General features: G+C 68.6%; 14 protein-coding genes. 2 read left to right on the top strand and 12 right to left on the bottom strand.

Translation table 11 applies throughout. The features are described from left to right. From ACXJJ3_RS38800 to ACXJJ3_RS38780, 5 genes are read right to left on the bottom strand one after another with little or no spacing between them, the layout of a single operon-like run. Positions 1-363, bottom strand: a complete 363-nt coding sequence (locus ACXJJ3_RS38800) for a cupin domain-containing protein (RefSeq protein WP_458166965.1) — start codon at positions 361-363, stop codon at positions 1-3. A gap of 2 nt (positions 364-365) precedes the next feature. After that, positions 366-1,445, bottom strand: a complete 1,080-nt coding sequence (locus tag ACXJJ3_RS38795) for a Gfo/Idh/MocA family protein (RefSeq protein WP_458166963.1) — start codon at positions 1,443-1,445, stop codon at positions 366-368. After that, positions 1,442-2,266 carry a carbohydrate ABC transporter permease gene (locus ACXJJ3_RS38790; RefSeq protein ID WP_458166962.1) on the bottom strand — a complete coding sequence of 275 codons (825 nt, stop codon included), beginning with the start codon at positions 2,264-2,266 and terminating at the stop codon, positions 1,442-1,444. Before ACXJJ3_RS38790 ends, ACXJJ3_RS38795 begins: the two co-directional genes overlap by 4 nt. Positions 2,267-2,270: 4 nt before the next feature. Continuing rightward, positions 2,271-3,158: a carbohydrate ABC transporter permease gene (locus ACXJJ3_RS38785; RefSeq protein ID WP_458166960.1), complete on the bottom strand. Its 888-nt coding sequence runs from the start codon at positions 3,156-3,158 to the stop codon at positions 2,271-2,273. Then, complete coding sequence (locus ACXJJ3_RS38780; protein WP_458166959.1) at positions 3,155-4,423, bottom strand: ABC transporter substrate-binding protein; 1,269 nt, start codon at positions 4,421-4,423, stop codon at positions 3,155-3,157. Before ACXJJ3_RS38780 ends, ACXJJ3_RS38785 begins: the two co-directional genes overlap by 4 nt. A 100-nt stretch (positions 4,424-4,523) precedes the next feature. Here ACXJJ3_RS38780 and ACXJJ3_RS38775 point away from each other — a divergent pair, with 100 nt between their 5' ends. Further along, positions 4,524-5,993 (top strand): aminotransferase-like domain-containing protein, encoded by a 1,470-nt coding sequence (locus ACXJJ3_RS38775; RefSeq protein ID WP_458166958.1) that lies wholly within the window; start codon positions 4,524-4,526, stop codon positions 5,991-5,993. A 4-nt stretch (positions 5,994-5,997) separates the two neighbouring features. Here the strand turns inward: ACXJJ3_RS38775 and ACXJJ3_RS38770 are convergent, their stop codons facing one another. The 6 genes from ACXJJ3_RS38770 to ACXJJ3_RS38745 all read right to left on the bottom strand — a co-directional run bounded on the left by ACXJJ3_RS38770 (position 5,998) and on the right by ACXJJ3_RS38745 (position 11,859). Further along, positions 5,998-6,333, bottom strand: coding sequence for a PASTA domain-containing protein (locus ACXJJ3_RS38770; RefSeq protein ID WP_458166957.1), 336 nt, complete (start codon positions 6,331-6,333; stop codon positions 5,998-6,000). A 104-nt stretch (positions 6,334-6,437) separates the two neighbouring features. Continuing rightward, entirely contained in the window at positions 6,438-7,397 is a 960-nt protein-coding gene (locus tag ACXJJ3_RS38765) for an ABC transporter ATP-binding protein (RefSeq protein WP_458166956.1), read from the bottom strand. Further along, positions 7,381-8,367: an ABC transporter ATP-binding protein gene (locus ACXJJ3_RS38760; RefSeq protein WP_458166955.1), complete on the bottom strand. Its 987-nt coding sequence runs from the start codon at positions 8,365-8,367 to the stop codon at positions 7,381-7,383. Before ACXJJ3_RS38760 ends, ACXJJ3_RS38765 begins: the two co-directional genes overlap by 17 nt. Continuing rightward, complete coding sequence (locus ACXJJ3_RS38755; protein ID WP_458166954.1) at positions 8,364-9,245, bottom strand: ABC transporter permease; 882 nt, start codon at positions 9,243-9,245, stop codon at positions 8,364-8,366. Before ACXJJ3_RS38755 ends, ACXJJ3_RS38760 begins: the two co-directional genes overlap by 4 nt. Continuing rightward, positions 9,245-10,249, bottom strand: a complete 1,005-nt coding sequence (locus ACXJJ3_RS38750; RefSeq protein WP_458166953.1) for an ABC transporter permease — start codon at positions 10,247-10,249, stop codon at positions 9,245-9,247. The genes ACXJJ3_RS38755 and ACXJJ3_RS38750 overlap by 1 nt, the downstream gene beginning before the upstream one ends. Further along, positions 10,246-11,859 carry an ABC transporter substrate-binding protein gene (locus ACXJJ3_RS38745; protein WP_458166952.1) on the bottom strand — a complete coding sequence of 538 codons (1,614 nt, stop codon included), beginning with the start codon at positions 11,857-11,859 and terminating at the stop codon, positions 10,246-10,248. The genes ACXJJ3_RS38750 and ACXJJ3_RS38745 overlap by 4 nt, the downstream gene beginning before the upstream one ends. Before the next feature lie 183 nt (positions 11,860-12,042). On the opposite strand from ACXJJ3_RS38745, the gene ACXJJ3_RS38740 reads away from it, so the two are divergent. Further along, on the top strand, positions 12,043-13,035 hold the full coding sequence (locus ACXJJ3_RS38740; RefSeq protein ID WP_458166950.1) for a LacI family DNA-binding transcriptional regulator: 993 nt from the start codon (positions 12,043-12,045) through the stop codon (positions 13,033-13,035). Between the two features lie 264 nt (positions 13,036-13,299). Here ACXJJ3_RS38740 and ACXJJ3_RS38735 read toward each other — a convergent pair whose 3' ends face one another. Continuing rightward, the gene (locus ACXJJ3_RS38735; RefSeq protein ID WP_458166949.1) at positions 13,300-14,580 is read right to left on the bottom strand and encodes a putative glycoside hydrolase; all 1,281 of its coding nucleotides are present in this window, start codon (positions 14,578-14,580) and stop codon (positions 13,300-13,302) included. Positions 14,581-14,587: the final 7 nt, after the last annotated feature.

Raw genomic sequence — 14,587 nt, 5'->3', positions numbered from 1 at the left:
TCACTCACCTACCGTTTCGCGGTGCGGGGTGGAGAAGCAGATGACGAAGATTGCCTCGTCTTCTCCTACGTTGCGTGCGTTGTGGAGTGCGCCTGTCGGGATGCTGATCGTGTCGCCCGGCCCCATCCGCACCTTGTCGTCCTCGACCGTGTGCTCGATCGTCCCCTGCAACACATGCAGCACCTCGTCGCAGTTCGGGTGGTAGTGCCGTGGGTTCTGTTCGCCCGGGCGGATGTAGCACCGGCCGACCGTCAGCTTGCCGGAGTTGCCGAGCGCCGCGGACACCATCCACTCCAACCGGCCCCACGGTTGTTCCTCCACCGTGACGGCGTCGGCGGCCGTCACCCGGCTCTTCTCTCCCATGGTCAACTCCCCATCGTCGCGGACGTACCGGCAGGCAGCCGGCGGTACAACTCGTACAGCTTGAGGATCTCCCGGACGTCGCCGAGCGTCCCCTTCCCGACCGGCTTCCCGGCCAGCACGCTGTCGCAGAAGTGAACGATCTCGGGCACGTACCCGAGGTAGAACAGGTTCTTGTTGTAGAGCTGCCCGAGCGAGAACTCCGGCTCCCACCGCAGCGGCGCCACCGCGTCGTCGGTCACGAACGACGACGACCGCCCGTACCCGAGCTCCGCCCCGGCCCGGTAGTACGTGATCCGTACGCCGTTCTCCACCACCACGTTCGCGCCGGCCCCGACCACCTCGACCCGCTCCAGCGGTGCCCCGTTCGCCGCGCCGGACGCGAGGTGCAACGCACCGATCGCACCGCTCTCGAACAGCAGGCTGGACACACTCGACCCGGTCCGCGGCTCCCACTCGTAGCTCACCCGCCGCACCGGCCCCATCAGGTACGTGAGCACCGCCGCCGGATGGAAGATGTGGTCCAGGAACCCGATCATCTTCACGTCGTCCGCCCGGTCCTCCGGCGCCGGCAGCGCCTGCGGGTACCGGACCGAGATCGACGACACCGCCCCGAACTCCGGCGTCCCGAGGATCGCCTTCACCTTCTCCATCGCGGGCGTGAAGATCTTCTTCAACCCGGTCATCACGGTCCTGCCGGTCTCGTCCGCGGCCGCCTGCAGCCGATCCAGCTGTGCCAGCCCGGCAGCGGTCGGCTTCTCCATCCACACATGCGCCCCGGCCCGCACACAGTCCTCGGCCAGCGCGGTCGCCTGTACGTCGCCGTCGTCGGTGTACGACGTCACGATGAACACGGCATCCGGCCGCTCCACCGCCAGCATCTGCCGATGATCGTCGTACGCCGCCCCCGCCCCGAACTGCCGCGCATACGTCCGCGCCCGATCGAGCTGTACGTCGCACACCGCCACGAGCTCCACCGGCGCGTACTGGAACGCCGGATACACGTTCCGGTACGAGTGCCCGCCCGCGCCGATGAACGCGACGCGCAGCCGCTCCGAGTACTCGAACTGATAGGTCACACTCATCGCAAGGCTCCTGCCACGAGGCCCCGGGTGAACGACCGCTGCAACACGACGTACACCAGGGCGGACGGAATCATCGCCAGCACGATGCCGGCGAACAAGGCACCTGAATCGGAGCTGTACTGCCCCTGGAACTGCACCAGCGCGAGCGGGATCGTCCGCTTCTCCTGGCTGAACAGCAGCAACAACGCGAGCTGGTACTCGTTCCATGCGCCGAGGAAACTGAACACCCCGACGGCGAGTACGGCGGGCTTCGCCAACGGCAGCATCACGCTCCGGAAGATCCGCCAGTCGCCCGCGCCGTCGACACGCGCCGACTCGATCAGCTCGTTCGGCAGGTCGCGGAAGAAGTTCCGGGCGATGAACACGCCGAGCGGTACCCCGCCGGCGACCAGGATCAACCCGAGCCCGACCCGGCTGTCGACCAGCGACATCTCCCGCAGCTGGTAGAACGTCGGCACCATGATCGCCTCGCCGGGCAGCGTCATCACCAGCAGGTACGCGTAGAAGATGCCGTTGCTCCGGCCGGTCGTCAGCTTGCCGAACGCGTACCCGGCCGGGCACGTGACGAGGACGGTCAGCGCGGTGACGGCGACCGCGATCACGGCGCTGTTCACGAAGTACGTGCTGAAGGCGCCGCTGGTCCAGACCGTGCGGAAGTTCTCCCACCGCCAGTGCACGGGCAGCCCGAGCGCGTCGCCGTAGATCTCGGTGTTGTTCTTGAAGGCGCTGAGCAGTGCCCACAGCACCGGGACCATGGTCGCGCCGGCGATCAGCGCGACCATGACCACGAGACCGTGGTGCCAGCGGGTGACGGTACGCATGCGGTCACCTCCCCAGGGCGGCGCGGTCGCGCCAGCGGTTGAAGGAGACGGTGATCACGACCGCGATCACCGCGATGCTCAGCCCGGCCGCGCTGGCCGCGCCGATGTCGCCGAGCCCGAACGCCTGCCGGTACGCGTACACCGCGACCAGCTCGGTGGACCGGTCCGGCCCGCCCTCGGTCATCGACCAGACCGTGCCGAACCCCTTGAGCGCGTTGATGAACGCCAGTACGACGACCAGGCTGATCGCGTTGTGCAGCGACGGCACCGTGATGTTCAGGAACCGCTGCCACGCGCCGGCGCCGTCGATCGCGGACGCCTCGTGCAGCGCGGGATCGACCGCCTGGATCGCGGCGAGGAAGATCACCAGGTAGAAACCGTATGCCTGCCACGCGCTCGCGAGCCCGACCGCGGGCAGCGCGAACGCCGTACTGCCCAGCCACGGCTCGGTCAGCCGCTCCAGCCCGATCGCCTTCAGGAACCCGTTCAGCAGCCCGATCGTCGGGTGGTAGAGCTGGCTCCAGATCACGCCGACGACCGCGAGCGACATGATGTGCGGGACGAACACCAGGCTCCGGAACAGCGTCTGCGCGCGGCGCCACCGGATCTCGCTGATCAGGGCCGCGAGCACCAGCCCGCCACCGACCGCGAGACACAGGTGCATCGCCCACCAGATCACCGTCCGGCCGAGCGCCCGGAGGAAGTACGGGTCCGACCAGACGTGGATGTAGTTGTCCAGCCAGGCCCGGTGCATCACCGGCGCGACGCCGTCCCAGCGGTAGAAGCTCAGCTCGATCCCGCGCAGCAGCGGCAGGAACAGGAAGACCGCGAGCAGCGCCAGCGACGGCAGCAGCATCAGCGCGATCAGCGCCGTACGACGCGTCCCCTTCATCGGCCGGCTCCCATCTTGTCCTGTACGCCCTGCATCGCGTGCTCGGGTGTCGTACGGCTGGTCAGCAGGCCCTGCACCGCCTGGTACCACGCCTCCTTGGCCGCGTCCGGCAGGTACACGCTCGGGTTGAACCCGGTGCCCTTGGCAACCTTCTCCAACCCGTCCTGGACAGCCGGGTCGAGCGCCGTCCCCGGCGGGACGATCTGCGCCGGGACCAGCGTGCGACCCTTCGCCGCGGTCAGCTTCAGGTACTCCGGACTCGCCAGCCACCGCAGCCACTCGACCACCGCCGACCGCGACTTCGTACTCTTGTTGACAACCCAGCTCAACGCCAGCCCCGCCGTCGGCAACGCCTCCGCGCTCGGGTCCACCGGCGGCATCGGGAACGCGCCGTACTGCGAGACGTCGACCCCGTCGTGCCGCGCATCCGCCATCGACCCCTGCGGTACGACGGTCATCGCGCCGCCGCCCTTCCAGAACGCGGCCTGCGCCTGGCCGCCGTCCAGCGCGGCCGCCTGGCCGCCGTCGAGGCAGCCCTTTGCGATCAGGTCGGACAGCATCTGCCCGCCGCGGACGACGTCCGGATCCGCGAACGACCCGGACCCGTTGACGATCTGGCTCATCTTCTGCCGCCCGGCCGACGCCTGGACGAGTGCCCCGAGCAACCATCCGCCGGCGAAGTTGTCCCGGGCACCGGCCAGCAGCGGCTTCACCCCGGCAGCCTTGAGCTGCTGGCAGGTCTCGAGGAAGCCCTGCCAGTCCCGCGGGACCTCGATCCCGTGCGCCGCGAAGATCTTCTTGTTGTAGTAGACCTGGAACACGTCCAGGCCCTCGACGATCTCGTAGATCTTGCCGGTGCTCGCCTTCGTCTGCTTGACCACCTCGGGCTGGAACCGGCCGGCCAGCCCGTTGGTCGCGAACACCTCGTCCAGCGGCCAGATCAGCCCGGCCTTGGCGAGCATGCCGACCCGGCCCGGACCCGAGTTCACCAGCAACAGGTCCGGTCCGCTGCCGGACCGCAGCAGGGTCTGCACGCTGCCCTGCTCGAACGAGATCGCTCCCTTCACGTACTCGACCTTGATGTCGGGATGCTGCTGCTCGAACGCCGCGACGGTCGCATCGGTGTACGGGAAGTCCGCTCCCATGATGCGGATCGTCCGCGACGTGTCCTGCGGACCGTCGGCGCTCAACGCCCCGGTGCCGGGCGCGGCGACCGTGGCACACCCGGACAGGACGAGCAGCAGGGCAATCCAGATCCCTCTCATTGCGCCCCACCTCACAGACCAATAGGCTCGATGGCGCCCTAGATTGGCGCTCGAAACCCAATGCCATCTATAGCCACAGCGACGAAATTGGACTCTGTTTGTGATTCAGGACGGTAATGGCCTTCGATTCTCGGCGGACGAGCTCGCGCGGATGCTGGTCGGGACCGGCGCCCGGTCCGGGCCGCTGTACCGGCAGCTGAGCGACAGTCTCGCGGAGCTGATCGAGCGCGGCGAGCTGCCGCCGGGCGCCGCGCTGCCGCCCGAGCGGGCGCTGTCGACGGCGCTGACGGTGAGCCGTACGACGGTGGTCGCGGCGTACCAGGCGCTCCGCGAGAAGGGGCAGCTCGAGCGGCGGCAGGGCAGCGGGACGCGGGTTGCGCTCGATCGGAGCCGGGAGACCGTGTCGGGGCTGGCCGGCGACCACGCGGCGAGCCAGTTCCTGAACGGGCCGTTGGCAACGATCGACTTCGCCACCGCCGCGCTGCCGAGCCTCGACCTGGTCGCCGACGTGGCCGCGGGGCTGACCCGGGACGACTACCTGCGGCTGACCAGCACCCACCATGGGTACCACCTACGCGGTCTGCCGGCGCTGCGGGAGCGGATCGCCCGCTGGTACAGCGACGCCGGTACGCCGACCGCGCCCGAGGACATCCTGATCACGTCCGGGGCCCAGCAGGCGCTCGAACTGGTCGCGCGCGGGTGCCTCCACCCGGGTGACGGCGTGGTCGTCGAGCAGCCGACGTACCGCGGGGCGCTGGAGGCGTTCGCGCGGACCGGGAGCCGGCTGCGGACCGTCCGGATGGACTCCGAGGGGCTCGATGTGACGGCGCTGGAACGCCTGCTGACGAACGAGTCGCCGCGGCTCGTCTACGTGCAGGCGGCCGCACACAACCCGACAGGGGTCGTCCTGTCCGACGAACGGCGGCAGCGGCTCGCCAAGCTCCTCGACCAGCACGAGGTGGTGCTCGTCGACGACACGTCGCTGGCCGGTACGGCGTTCGACGACCGGGCGACACCGGCCGCGTTGGGGACGCACGAGCGGCTGGTCACGATCGGGTCGATGAGCAAGCTGTTCTGGGGCGGGCTGCGGCTCGGCTGGATCCGCGCCGTGCCGCAGGTGGTCTCGCGGTTCGCGCAGGTCCGCGGGATCACCGACCTCGGCAGTTCGCTGGTCGCGCAGGAGGTCGCGCTGCGGCTGCTGGACCACCGCGCCGCCGCCGAGGCAGAACGCCGCACCGCGCTGCCCGTCGGCCTGCGGACGTTGACCGACCTGCTCGGGCGGCACCTGCCCGACTGGAGCTGGCAGGAGCCGCGGGCCGGGGCGTCGCTATGGGTCCGCCTGCCGCACGGCGACGCGACCCACTTCGCCCAGATCGCCCTCCGGTACGGCGTCGCGCTGCTGCCGGGCGCGGTCTTCTCCGCGGACGGGAGCACGGACCACCACACCCGGCTGCCGTATGCGTTGCCCCCGGCAACGTTGACACAGGGCGTCAACCGGCTGGCCCAGGCGTGGACCGACTACATCAACCGGACCACGGTCGACGTGACACTCACGTCGGCCGTCACCTGAGCTGCTACTCGCCGATCTTCTTGGAGTGCAGCACGATCTTGGTCTCGGGTCCCGCCTTCGTACCGCCGGCGGGCTCCTGCGACACGACCACCCAGTTGCGGTCGATGATCAGCAGCCGTCCCTTGCCGGTCGCGTCCACCTCGGTCAGGTAGTAGAACCCAGCCGCTTGCATCGTGTCCTGGGCCAACTGGTGGTTCATCCCCACCACATTCGGTACCACGCCGGCCTGCACTGGCACCGAGCTCCCGCTCGGCGGCGAGGCGGTGACTGTCACGGTCGCGGTGACCGTCGTGGTTGCGGTCGTGGTTGCGGTCGTGGTTGCGGTGGTGGTGGCAGTCACGGCGGGCGCGCCTCCCGGCGTGCTAGCGCCCCCGCACGCGGTCAGCGAGACCACCGCGACACCGACAACGACCACTCCCCGGATCACTCTCTAGAGATACCCCATTACTCCTCGTGTAACCAGCACCGTGACCAGTGACCGTTCGTGAACGTGGTGACCGGCGGCGGCGTCTCGGTGCAGACCGGCATCGCGTGCGGACACCGCGCCGCGAACGGACAGCCGGCCAGCTCCTGCTCGCGATCCACCGGCTCCGTAGGATTGTCAACAATCGGCAATCTACCGCGCTCCCCGTCGCGGTCCGGGTCCGGCGACGACTCGAGCAACAGCTGCGTGTACGGGTGCCGCGGCTGCTGCGTCACCTCCTCCGCCGGACCGCCCTCGACCATCCGGGCCGCGTAGATCACGTTGATCTCGTCCGCGAAGTACCTGGCGCTGGCGATGTCGTGCGTGATGTACAGCATCGCGAGCCCGTCGCGCGCACACAGGTCCGCGAACAGCCGCAGTACGTCGAGCCGGATCGACACGTCGAGCATCGACACCGGCTCGTCGCCGATCAGTACCGTCGGGTCCGCGGCCAGCGCGCGGGCGATCGCGACGCGCTGCCGTTGCCCGCCGGACAGCTCGTGCGGGTACTTGTCGATGTACTGCTCCCCCGGCGTCAGGTTCACCCGCTCGAGCAGCTCGACGATCCGCTGCGTCAGATCGCCGGACTTGCCGAAGTTCCGCAGCGGGCGGCCGAGGATGTAGCGGACCTTGTGCAGCTGGTTCAGCGAGGCGAACGGGTCCTGCATGATCAGCTGCACCTGGCCGAAGTGCGCCTGCCGGTCCGCACGGCGCCGGCCGCTGACCTCCTTGCCGGCCAGCCGGATCGTGCCCTCCGACGGTTCGTCCCCGAGCGTCAGGATCCGCGCCAGCGTGCTCTTGCCCGAGCCGCTCTCGCCGACCAGCGCGACCACCTTGCCCGGCTCCAGCTTCAGCGACGCCGAATCCACGGCCGTGAACCACTGGCCGTGCCGCCTGCCGTGCAACGCCATCCGCTTGGTGACGTCAATGGCCTCCAGCATGGCCCACCTCCTGGCGGTCGAGGAGCAGACAGGCTGCCTGGGTACGGTCGCGTTCGATCAGCAGCGGCTGCGTCTCCAAGCAGTCGTCGACGCGGTGCGGGCAGCGCGGTTCGAACGCGCACCCGACCGGCAGCCGGCGCAGGTCCGGCGGCGCGCCGCCGATCCCGCGCAGCTCGCGGCGCGGGCCGTGCAACGACGGGAACGAGTCCCGCAATCCCTGCGTGTACGGGTGTTTCGGGTCCTTGTAGATGTCCCCGGCGGAAGCGATCTCGACGGCGCGACCGGCGTACATCACCATGATCCGGTCGGCGAGCTCGACCAGCAGCGACAGGTCGTGCGTAACGAACAGGACCGAGAACCCGAAGGTTGCCTGCAGCTCCTTCAGGTTGTCGAGGATCTGCCGCTGCATCACCACGTCGACCGCGGTCGTCGGCTCGTCCATCACGACCAGGTCCGGCTGACACGCCAGCGACAGCGCGATCGCGGCCCGCTGCCGCATCCCGCCGGACAGCTCGTGCGGGTAGCTCCGGACCCGGTCGCGCGGGATGCCGACCAGTTCGAGCAGCTCCGCGGCCCGGTCCCACGCCTCGGCACGCTTCACCGACCGGTGCGCGCGGATCGCGTCGGCGAACTGCGTACCGATCCGCATCACCGGGTTCAGCGAACTCATCGCGCTCTGGAACACGACGGCCAGCCGTTCCCAGCGCAGCTCCCGGAGCTCACGCGGCGTACAGCCGACCAACTCGACCGGCTTGCCCTCGGCCGGGTGGTAGGTGACCGTGCCGCCGGCGATCCGCGCGGGCGGGCGCTGCAGCCGGGTGATCGCGGTCATCAGCGTCGTCTTCCCGCTGCCGCTCTCCCCCAGCACGCCGAAGATCTCGCCGCGGCCGACGTCGAACGACACCGTGTCGACCGCCCGCACCTCTTCGCTGTACTCCACCACGAGGTCTCGTACTTCGAGCAACGTCATGCGGTCACGACCTTCCGCTTCGGGCGGGCTCGGAGGGTACGGCGCCGTGGGTCGGACAGCTCGTCGATCCCGAAGTTGACCAGGCCTGCCGCCGTACCGACCAGCGCGATGCCGAGACCCGGCGGGAGGAACCACCACCAGGCACCGGTCTGCAACGCGCCCTGCGACTGCGCCCAGTAGAGCATCGTGCCCCAGCTGACCGTGTTCGTGTTGCCGGCGCCGATGAAGTCCAGCCCGGCCTCGGCCGCGATCGAACCGACCACCGCGAACAGGAACGTCGACGCGATCACCGGCGCCAGATGCGGGACCACCTCCATGAACAGCACCCGCGACTGCTTGTCACCGGAGTACCGCGCGGCCGCCACGAAGTCGCGGTTCCGCAGCGACAACGTCTGCGCCCGCTTCACCCGCGCACCGCCGGCCCAGCTGGTCAGGCCGATGATCAGCGCGACCGCCGGCCACCCGCCGCGACCCCTGGTGTAGCTGGCGATCAGGAGCAGCAGCGGCAGCCCCGGGATGACCAGGAAGATGTTCACGAACCCGGTCAGCGCGGCGCCGGTCTTGCCCTTGTGGTACCCGCTGACCAGGCCGAACAGTACGGCGAGGAACGTCGAGATCGTCCCGCCGACCAGGCCGACGAACACGGAGACGCGCGTGCCGGTGATGAACTGCGCGAACACGTCCACGCCGGACGTCGTCGTACCGAGCCAGTGCTCGCCCGACGGCGGCGCCATCGGCGGGCCGGCGTGCAGCTTGGTGGCCGACTGGCCGAGTACTCCGCTGACGACCAACGGGCCGAAGATCGCGACCAGCAGCATCACGCCGAGGATCGTCAGTCCGACCGTCACCTTGCGATCGCCACCCACCAATCGCCCCATCACGACGCCTCCCGGGTCCGCGGGTCGATCAGCACGTAGAGCGAGTCGACCACGAAGTTCGCCGCCAGCACGGTCAGCGAGATGATCAGGAACAGGCCTTGCATCAGCGGGTAGTCCACGTTCACGATCGCCTGGTTGAGCAGGCTGCCGAGCCCGGGATAGTTGAACACCATCTCGGTCAGCAGCGACCCGCCGACCACCATCCCGATCGACACCGCGAACCCGCTGATGCTGGGCAGTACGGCGTTCCGCGCGGCGTACGAGAACACCACTCGATGCCCGGGCAGGCCCTTCGCCTGCGCGAGCAACACGTAGTCCTCGTTCACCACCGACGCCATCATGTTGCGCATGTGGATCATCCAGCCGCTCACCGAGGTCAGCACGATCGTTGCGGCCGGCAACATCGCGTGCCGGATCGCGCTGCCCAGGAAGTCCGGACCGAACCCCGGCACCAGGCCGAGGTCGGCGCCGCCGGACAGCGGGAACCAGCCGAGCGTGAACGCGAACACGTACGCGAGGATCAGTGCCACCCAGAAGTACGGCATCGAGTGCAGGAAGATCGACACCAGGCTGCCGACCGAGTCCAGCGCCCGTCCCGGCCGCCAGCCCGCGGCGATGCCGAGGCCGGTGCCGAGCACGAACGCGATCACGGTTGCGCTGCCGACCAGCAGCAACGTCCAGAGGAACCCGGACCGTACCACCGACGACACGGTCGCCGGGTAGAACGAGATCGAGCGGCCGAAGTCCAGGTGCAGGATCCCGTTCAGGTAGCTGACGTACTCGTGCCACCAGGACTGCCCGCGGGCGCCGCCGAACAGCCGGTGCACCAGCTCCTCCTGCTGCTCGGACACCGGCCCGAGCTCGGACATCTTGAACAGGATCGCCGACGCCGGATCGCCGGGCATCAACCGCGGCAGGACGAAGTTGATCGTGACAGCGGACCAGGCCGCGATCAGGTAGAACCCGATCCGCTGTACGAACGGCGTCCCGAGGAACCGGGTCATGCCGGCTTCAGCGCGAGGAACATCGTGGCCGCGAACACGCCGCTGATCGCGCCCGGATCCGGCGTCGTGTACGGGTCGTCCGCACTCGGCCAGCCGGTCCAGTGCTCGGTGTTGTACATGTACGGCGTACCCTTCACCGACACCGGGACGACCGGGAGCTGGGTGAGCATGATCTGCTGCAGCGGCTTCGACGCGGCGAGCTGCGCGTCCGGCGCGGCCTGGGCGAGAGCGCCGAGCGCGGCCTCGGTCGCCGGGTCGTCCCAGCCGACCACGTTCGTCTTCGACTTCTTCGACAGCATCTTGTTGTAGAACGTGTACGGGTTCGTCCCGAAGGTGAACGCGTCGCCGTAGATCGCGTCGAAGTCGCGCTTGTCCTCGTCACCGGTGTAAGCCGCCGACGGTACGCCGTTCACCGCCGCGTCGATGCCGACCGCGGACAGCTGCGACGCGAGTTCCTGCGTGTAGGCCATGCCGTCCGCGAACGCGCTGACGGTGAGGATGCTGAGCTTGAGCTGCTTGCCGTCGGCACCGATCAGCTTGCCGCCCTGGTCCTTGTACCCGGCCTGCGCGAACTCGGCCAGCGCGGCCGTCCTGTCCGGCTTCACCGGGTCGCGGTCCTTGGCGTCGATCCACTTCGACAACGTGCCCTGGTACAGCCCGGTCGGGCCGACCGGCTGGTAGACGCCCGGGTTGTACGCGTCGGTGACCGCCTGCCGGTCGATCGACAGCGCGATGCCCTTGCGGACGTGCACGTTGTCGAACGGCTTGCGCTTCAGGTTCAGCATCAGCGGCTTCATGCTCGCGTACACCGGCCAGAGATGGTTCTGCGCCGCGTTCTTCTGGACGAACTGGTTCTTCACGTCCGGGATCCCGGCGTACGCCAGGTCGACCTCGTGGCGGACCAGCTGCTGGGCGAGCAGGTTGGTGCTGCTCGTGGTCACGTAGGTGATCTGCGGGACCGGGACCTTCTGCTTCCAGTAGTCGGCGCGCGCCTTGAACGTGGCCTGCTGGCCGGTGACCTGGCCGAGTTCGTACGGGCCGCTGCCCATCGGCTTCAGGTTGGTGTCGGTGTCCGGGTCCTTGCCGGTCCACACCTTCTTCGGCACGATCACGGTCCGGCCGAGGTCCTGGATCGCGGCGTACGCCGGCTTCGTGAACGTGATGTGCACGCCGTCGGCGGTCTTGGTCACCTTGTCGACCGGCAGCGCCAGCAGCTCGTGCTGCTTCAGGTAGTCGAACGTGAAGATCACGTCGTCGGCGGTCAGCGCGCTGCCGTCGGACCACTTCGCCCGGTTGTCGAGGGCCAGGTCGATCGCCTTGCCGCCCGGAGCCCAGGTGTACTTCGTCACCAGGCTGGGCATGAACTCGCTCTCGTGCGCGGTGTTGAAGTCGAACAACTGCTCGTAGATCAGGCCGATGGTGCCGCGCAACGCGTTCACCGAGAACGGGTTGAAGTTCGGCTGCAGGGTCGGCTGCGAGTACGCGGCGACCGTCAGCGGCGGGGTCTTCGTGGCCCCGCCGGCAGCACCGGCGCCTCCCGAACAGGCCGTCACGGAGGACAGCAGGGCCAGACCGGCCACGACCGCTGTCAGTTTCACTCTGGAGCGCACGGGATCTCCCTTCGATCCACGGCCGGATCGGCCGGGGTGTGATGAGACTGCCAACGTTTGCAGCAAGAGTCAACGGTTTGCAGTGGAAACTCGCCCAAGTGGTTACAATCAGGGTGCAGAGCAGCGGCAATCGTTTGCGCTACGATGCCAAGATCTATCCGTACGCGACGTGGGGAGCATGCCTTGGCTGTCACGCTGGCGGAGGTGGCCGCAGCCTGCAACGTGTCGACGTCGACCGTGTCCCGGGCGCTGACCGACCCGGAGAAGGTCAACGCCGAGACCCGGGCCCGGATCGAACGGGTCGCCCGGCAGCTGGGCTACGCCCCGAGCCGGGCCGGCCGATCACTGGTGTCCGGACGCACCGACACCGTCGGGCTGGTCGTCCCGGACATCGCGAACCCGTTCTTCCCGCCGATCATCAAGTCGGTCCAGGCACGCGCCCGGGACAAGCGGTACGCCGTACTGATCGCCGACACCGACGAACACGTCGCCGACGAGCTCGAGCTCGCCCGCGGCCTCAGCCGGCAGGTCGACGGGCTGATCCTCGCGTCACCGCGTACCGCGCCCGCGGAGCTCACCCGGCTCGCCCAGCAACTCCCCGTGGTCTTCGTGAACCGCGAGGTCGAAGGGGCCGGCAGCGTCGTCATCGACGAGAACGAAGGAATGCAGGAAGCGGTCGAACACCTGGTCTCCCTCGGCCACCGCCGGATCACCTACCTGGCCGGCCCCCGCCGCTCCTGGTCCAACCAGCAACGCCGCGACGCCCTGGCCAAGGCCTGCGCCGCCAACGACGTAGAACTCCGCGAACTGGGCCCGTTCGAGCCGCAGATCCAAGCAGGCATGCGCGCCGCCGACCTCCTGCAATCCTCCGAGGTCGCGGCCGCAATCGCCTACGACGACCTGATCGCCCTGGGCGTCATGTCCCGCCTCACCGAACGCGGAATGCAAGTAGGCCGCGAAATCAGCGTCATAGGCATCGACGACAGCCCCCTCTCCACCGTCACCCACCCCATGCTGACATCCATCCACGTCCCCGCAGCCGAACTCGGCTCCGCCGCCGTAGACCTCCTCCTGAACCAACTCCACGAGGCAGAAACCCCCACCACCACAGTAAAACTAGAAACCCGCCTAGTAATCCGAGGCTCCACCGGCATCCCCCCGGAAAACCTCAGATAAGAACAGGCAAAAGAAGTACCCCGCTCTTCGCCGAGTCGTGGCGAACGGCGCGGCACCTGTTCGTCGAGTCGTGGATTATCGCTGGTTTCTGGCGCCTTTTCTCACGACTCGCCGCAGGGGGTGCGGGCCGTTTGCCACGACTCGACGGAGGACTGGCGGCCGTCCGAGACCTGGAGCACATGACGCTGAACCCAACCCCTATTGATCTGGCGCATGTCTGCAGCCACGCACCGCCCCTGGGCGGGGCGGTGCGTGGCGAGCGGGTCAGCTTCGTTTGAGGACGAGGCCGGTGTTGGGGGGGACTGTGATGGTGCCGGTGTATTGGGTGTTGTGGAGGTCGGTCCAGGTGCCGGCGGGGAGGGTTAGGTTGGCGGGGGTGGCGGAGGTGGGGTTGACCACCGTCAGGCCGTCTTGGTAGAGGCGGGTCCACAGGGTTGGGCCGTGGTGGACCGGTGGGGTGATGGCGCGGCCCAGGTCTGCTGACATTTCGGGGATTTCGTTGAAGCCGGCGTAGTCCTTGCGGCCGGTGCTTTCCAGCATTGCGGGGGCCTCGCGGTACAGGAGGTAGTTGGCGACGACCCACTGGCGCTGTTCGGGGGTGGCCTCGGACCAGTAGTCGGTGGGGAGTTTGTTCATGATGACCGACGGCTTGCAGCGGTGCCGGCGGAGGAGGTCGAACATCAGGGTCCACTCGTCGTCGACGACGTTCTCGACGCGGTGGACGGTGAAGCCCTGTTCGTTCAGCCAGATGTCGGAGATGTCGATCATCTCGTCCAGCGCGGCCATGTACGCCGGCGACTTGTCCTGGAACTCGTCGTGCAGGCTGCCGTTGAACGTCAGATTGAACGCCACCGACGCCCCGTGCGCGTGCGCGTAGTCCCGCAGGTACCGCAGCCAGTCGAGCACGTCCGCGACCCATGCCGGGTCCTTCGGGTCGGTGCCGAACTGCTGCACCCAGTTCCCGTCCTTGTCGTAGTGCCCGCTGACCTTGAAGTCGTTCCGTACGCCGATGTTGTCAACGGCAATCGTCTTGAACCCGGCGGCGAGTGCGGGATCGATCAGGTTCGTGGTGAACCATTGGCGCACCTCCGGGTTGCTGATGTCGATCGGCGTGTAGACCTGGTTGTTGAACTCCCACGCCGGCGTGGTCCGGTCCGCGGTGTACTCGATCCAGTCCGGGTGGTTCGCCTTGAACCACTCCGGCGTGTACTGCCGCGCCGGCGCGTTCCGGAACGCCGTCACGTACGAGCTGGCCAGCACGCCCTCGGGCTGCGCCGCCTTCAACGCGCCCCAGACGAACCCGACCCGCCCCGCGTACACGGAAGGATCCGGCACCTGCCGGTCGAACACCTGCGCCTGCAGTACGCCGTGGTCCCGCGTCACCGGCAGCGGTACGCCGGAGGGCGCGGGCGGACAGGTACCACCCGCCTGATCCGGCGTGGCCGACCCACCGCCGGCGGGCTGAGCCGCCTGGGCAGTCGTCGTGAGCATTCCCAGGCCGACGGCGACGATCACCGCGGCCGAGGACAGTCGGCGGAGTCTCATGCACTTT

It is taken from the genome of Kribbella sp. WER1 (genome assembly GCF_054189145.1).
Note: the sequence above shows the minus strand (reverse complement) of the source record. Positions and strands in the feature narration are given on the sequence as shown.

What these genes read in the sequence shown, in the direction of transcription:
- ACXJJ3_RS38800 (WP_458166965.1), bottom strand. Translation starts at nt 363, where the DNA reads ATGGGAGAGAAGAGCCGGGTGACGGCCGCCGACGCCGTCACGGTGGAG.
- ACXJJ3_RS38795 (WP_458166963.1), bottom strand. Translation starts at nt 1,445, where the DNA reads ATGAGTGTGACCTATCAGTTCGAGTACTCGGAGCGGCTGCGCGTCGCG.
- ACXJJ3_RS38790 (WP_458166962.1), bottom strand. Translation starts at nt 2,266, where the DNA reads ATGCGTACCGTCACCCGCTGGCACCACGGTCTCGTGGTCATGGTCGCG.
- ACXJJ3_RS38785 (WP_458166960.1), bottom strand. Translation starts at nt 3,158, where the DNA reads ATGAAGGGGACGCGTCGTACGGCGCTGATCGCGCTGATGCTGCTGCCG.
- ACXJJ3_RS38780 (WP_458166959.1), bottom strand. Translation starts at nt 4,423, where the DNA reads ATGAGAGGGATCTGGATTGCCCTGCTGCTCGTCCTGTCCGGGTGTGCC.
- ACXJJ3_RS38765 (WP_458166956.1), bottom strand. Translation starts at nt 7,397, where the DNA reads ATGCTGGAGGCCATTGACGTCACCAAGCGGATGGCGTTGCACGGCAGG.
- ACXJJ3_RS38760 (WP_458166955.1), bottom strand. Translation starts at nt 8,367, where the DNA reads ATGACGTTGCTCGAAGTACGAGACCTCGTGGTGGAGTACAGCGAAGAG.
- ACXJJ3_RS38755 (WP_458166954.1), bottom strand. Translation starts at nt 9,245, where the DNA reads ATGGGGCGATTGGTGGGTGGCGATCGCAAGGTGACGGTCGGACTGACG.
- ACXJJ3_RS38750 (WP_458166953.1), bottom strand. Translation starts at nt 10,249, where the DNA reads ATGACCCGGTTCCTCGGGACGCCGTTCGTACAGCGGATCGGGTTCTAC.
- ACXJJ3_RS38735 (WP_458166949.1), bottom strand. Translation starts at nt 14,580, where the DNA reads ATGAGACTCCGCCGACTGTCCTCGGCCGCGGTGATCGTCGCCGTCGGC.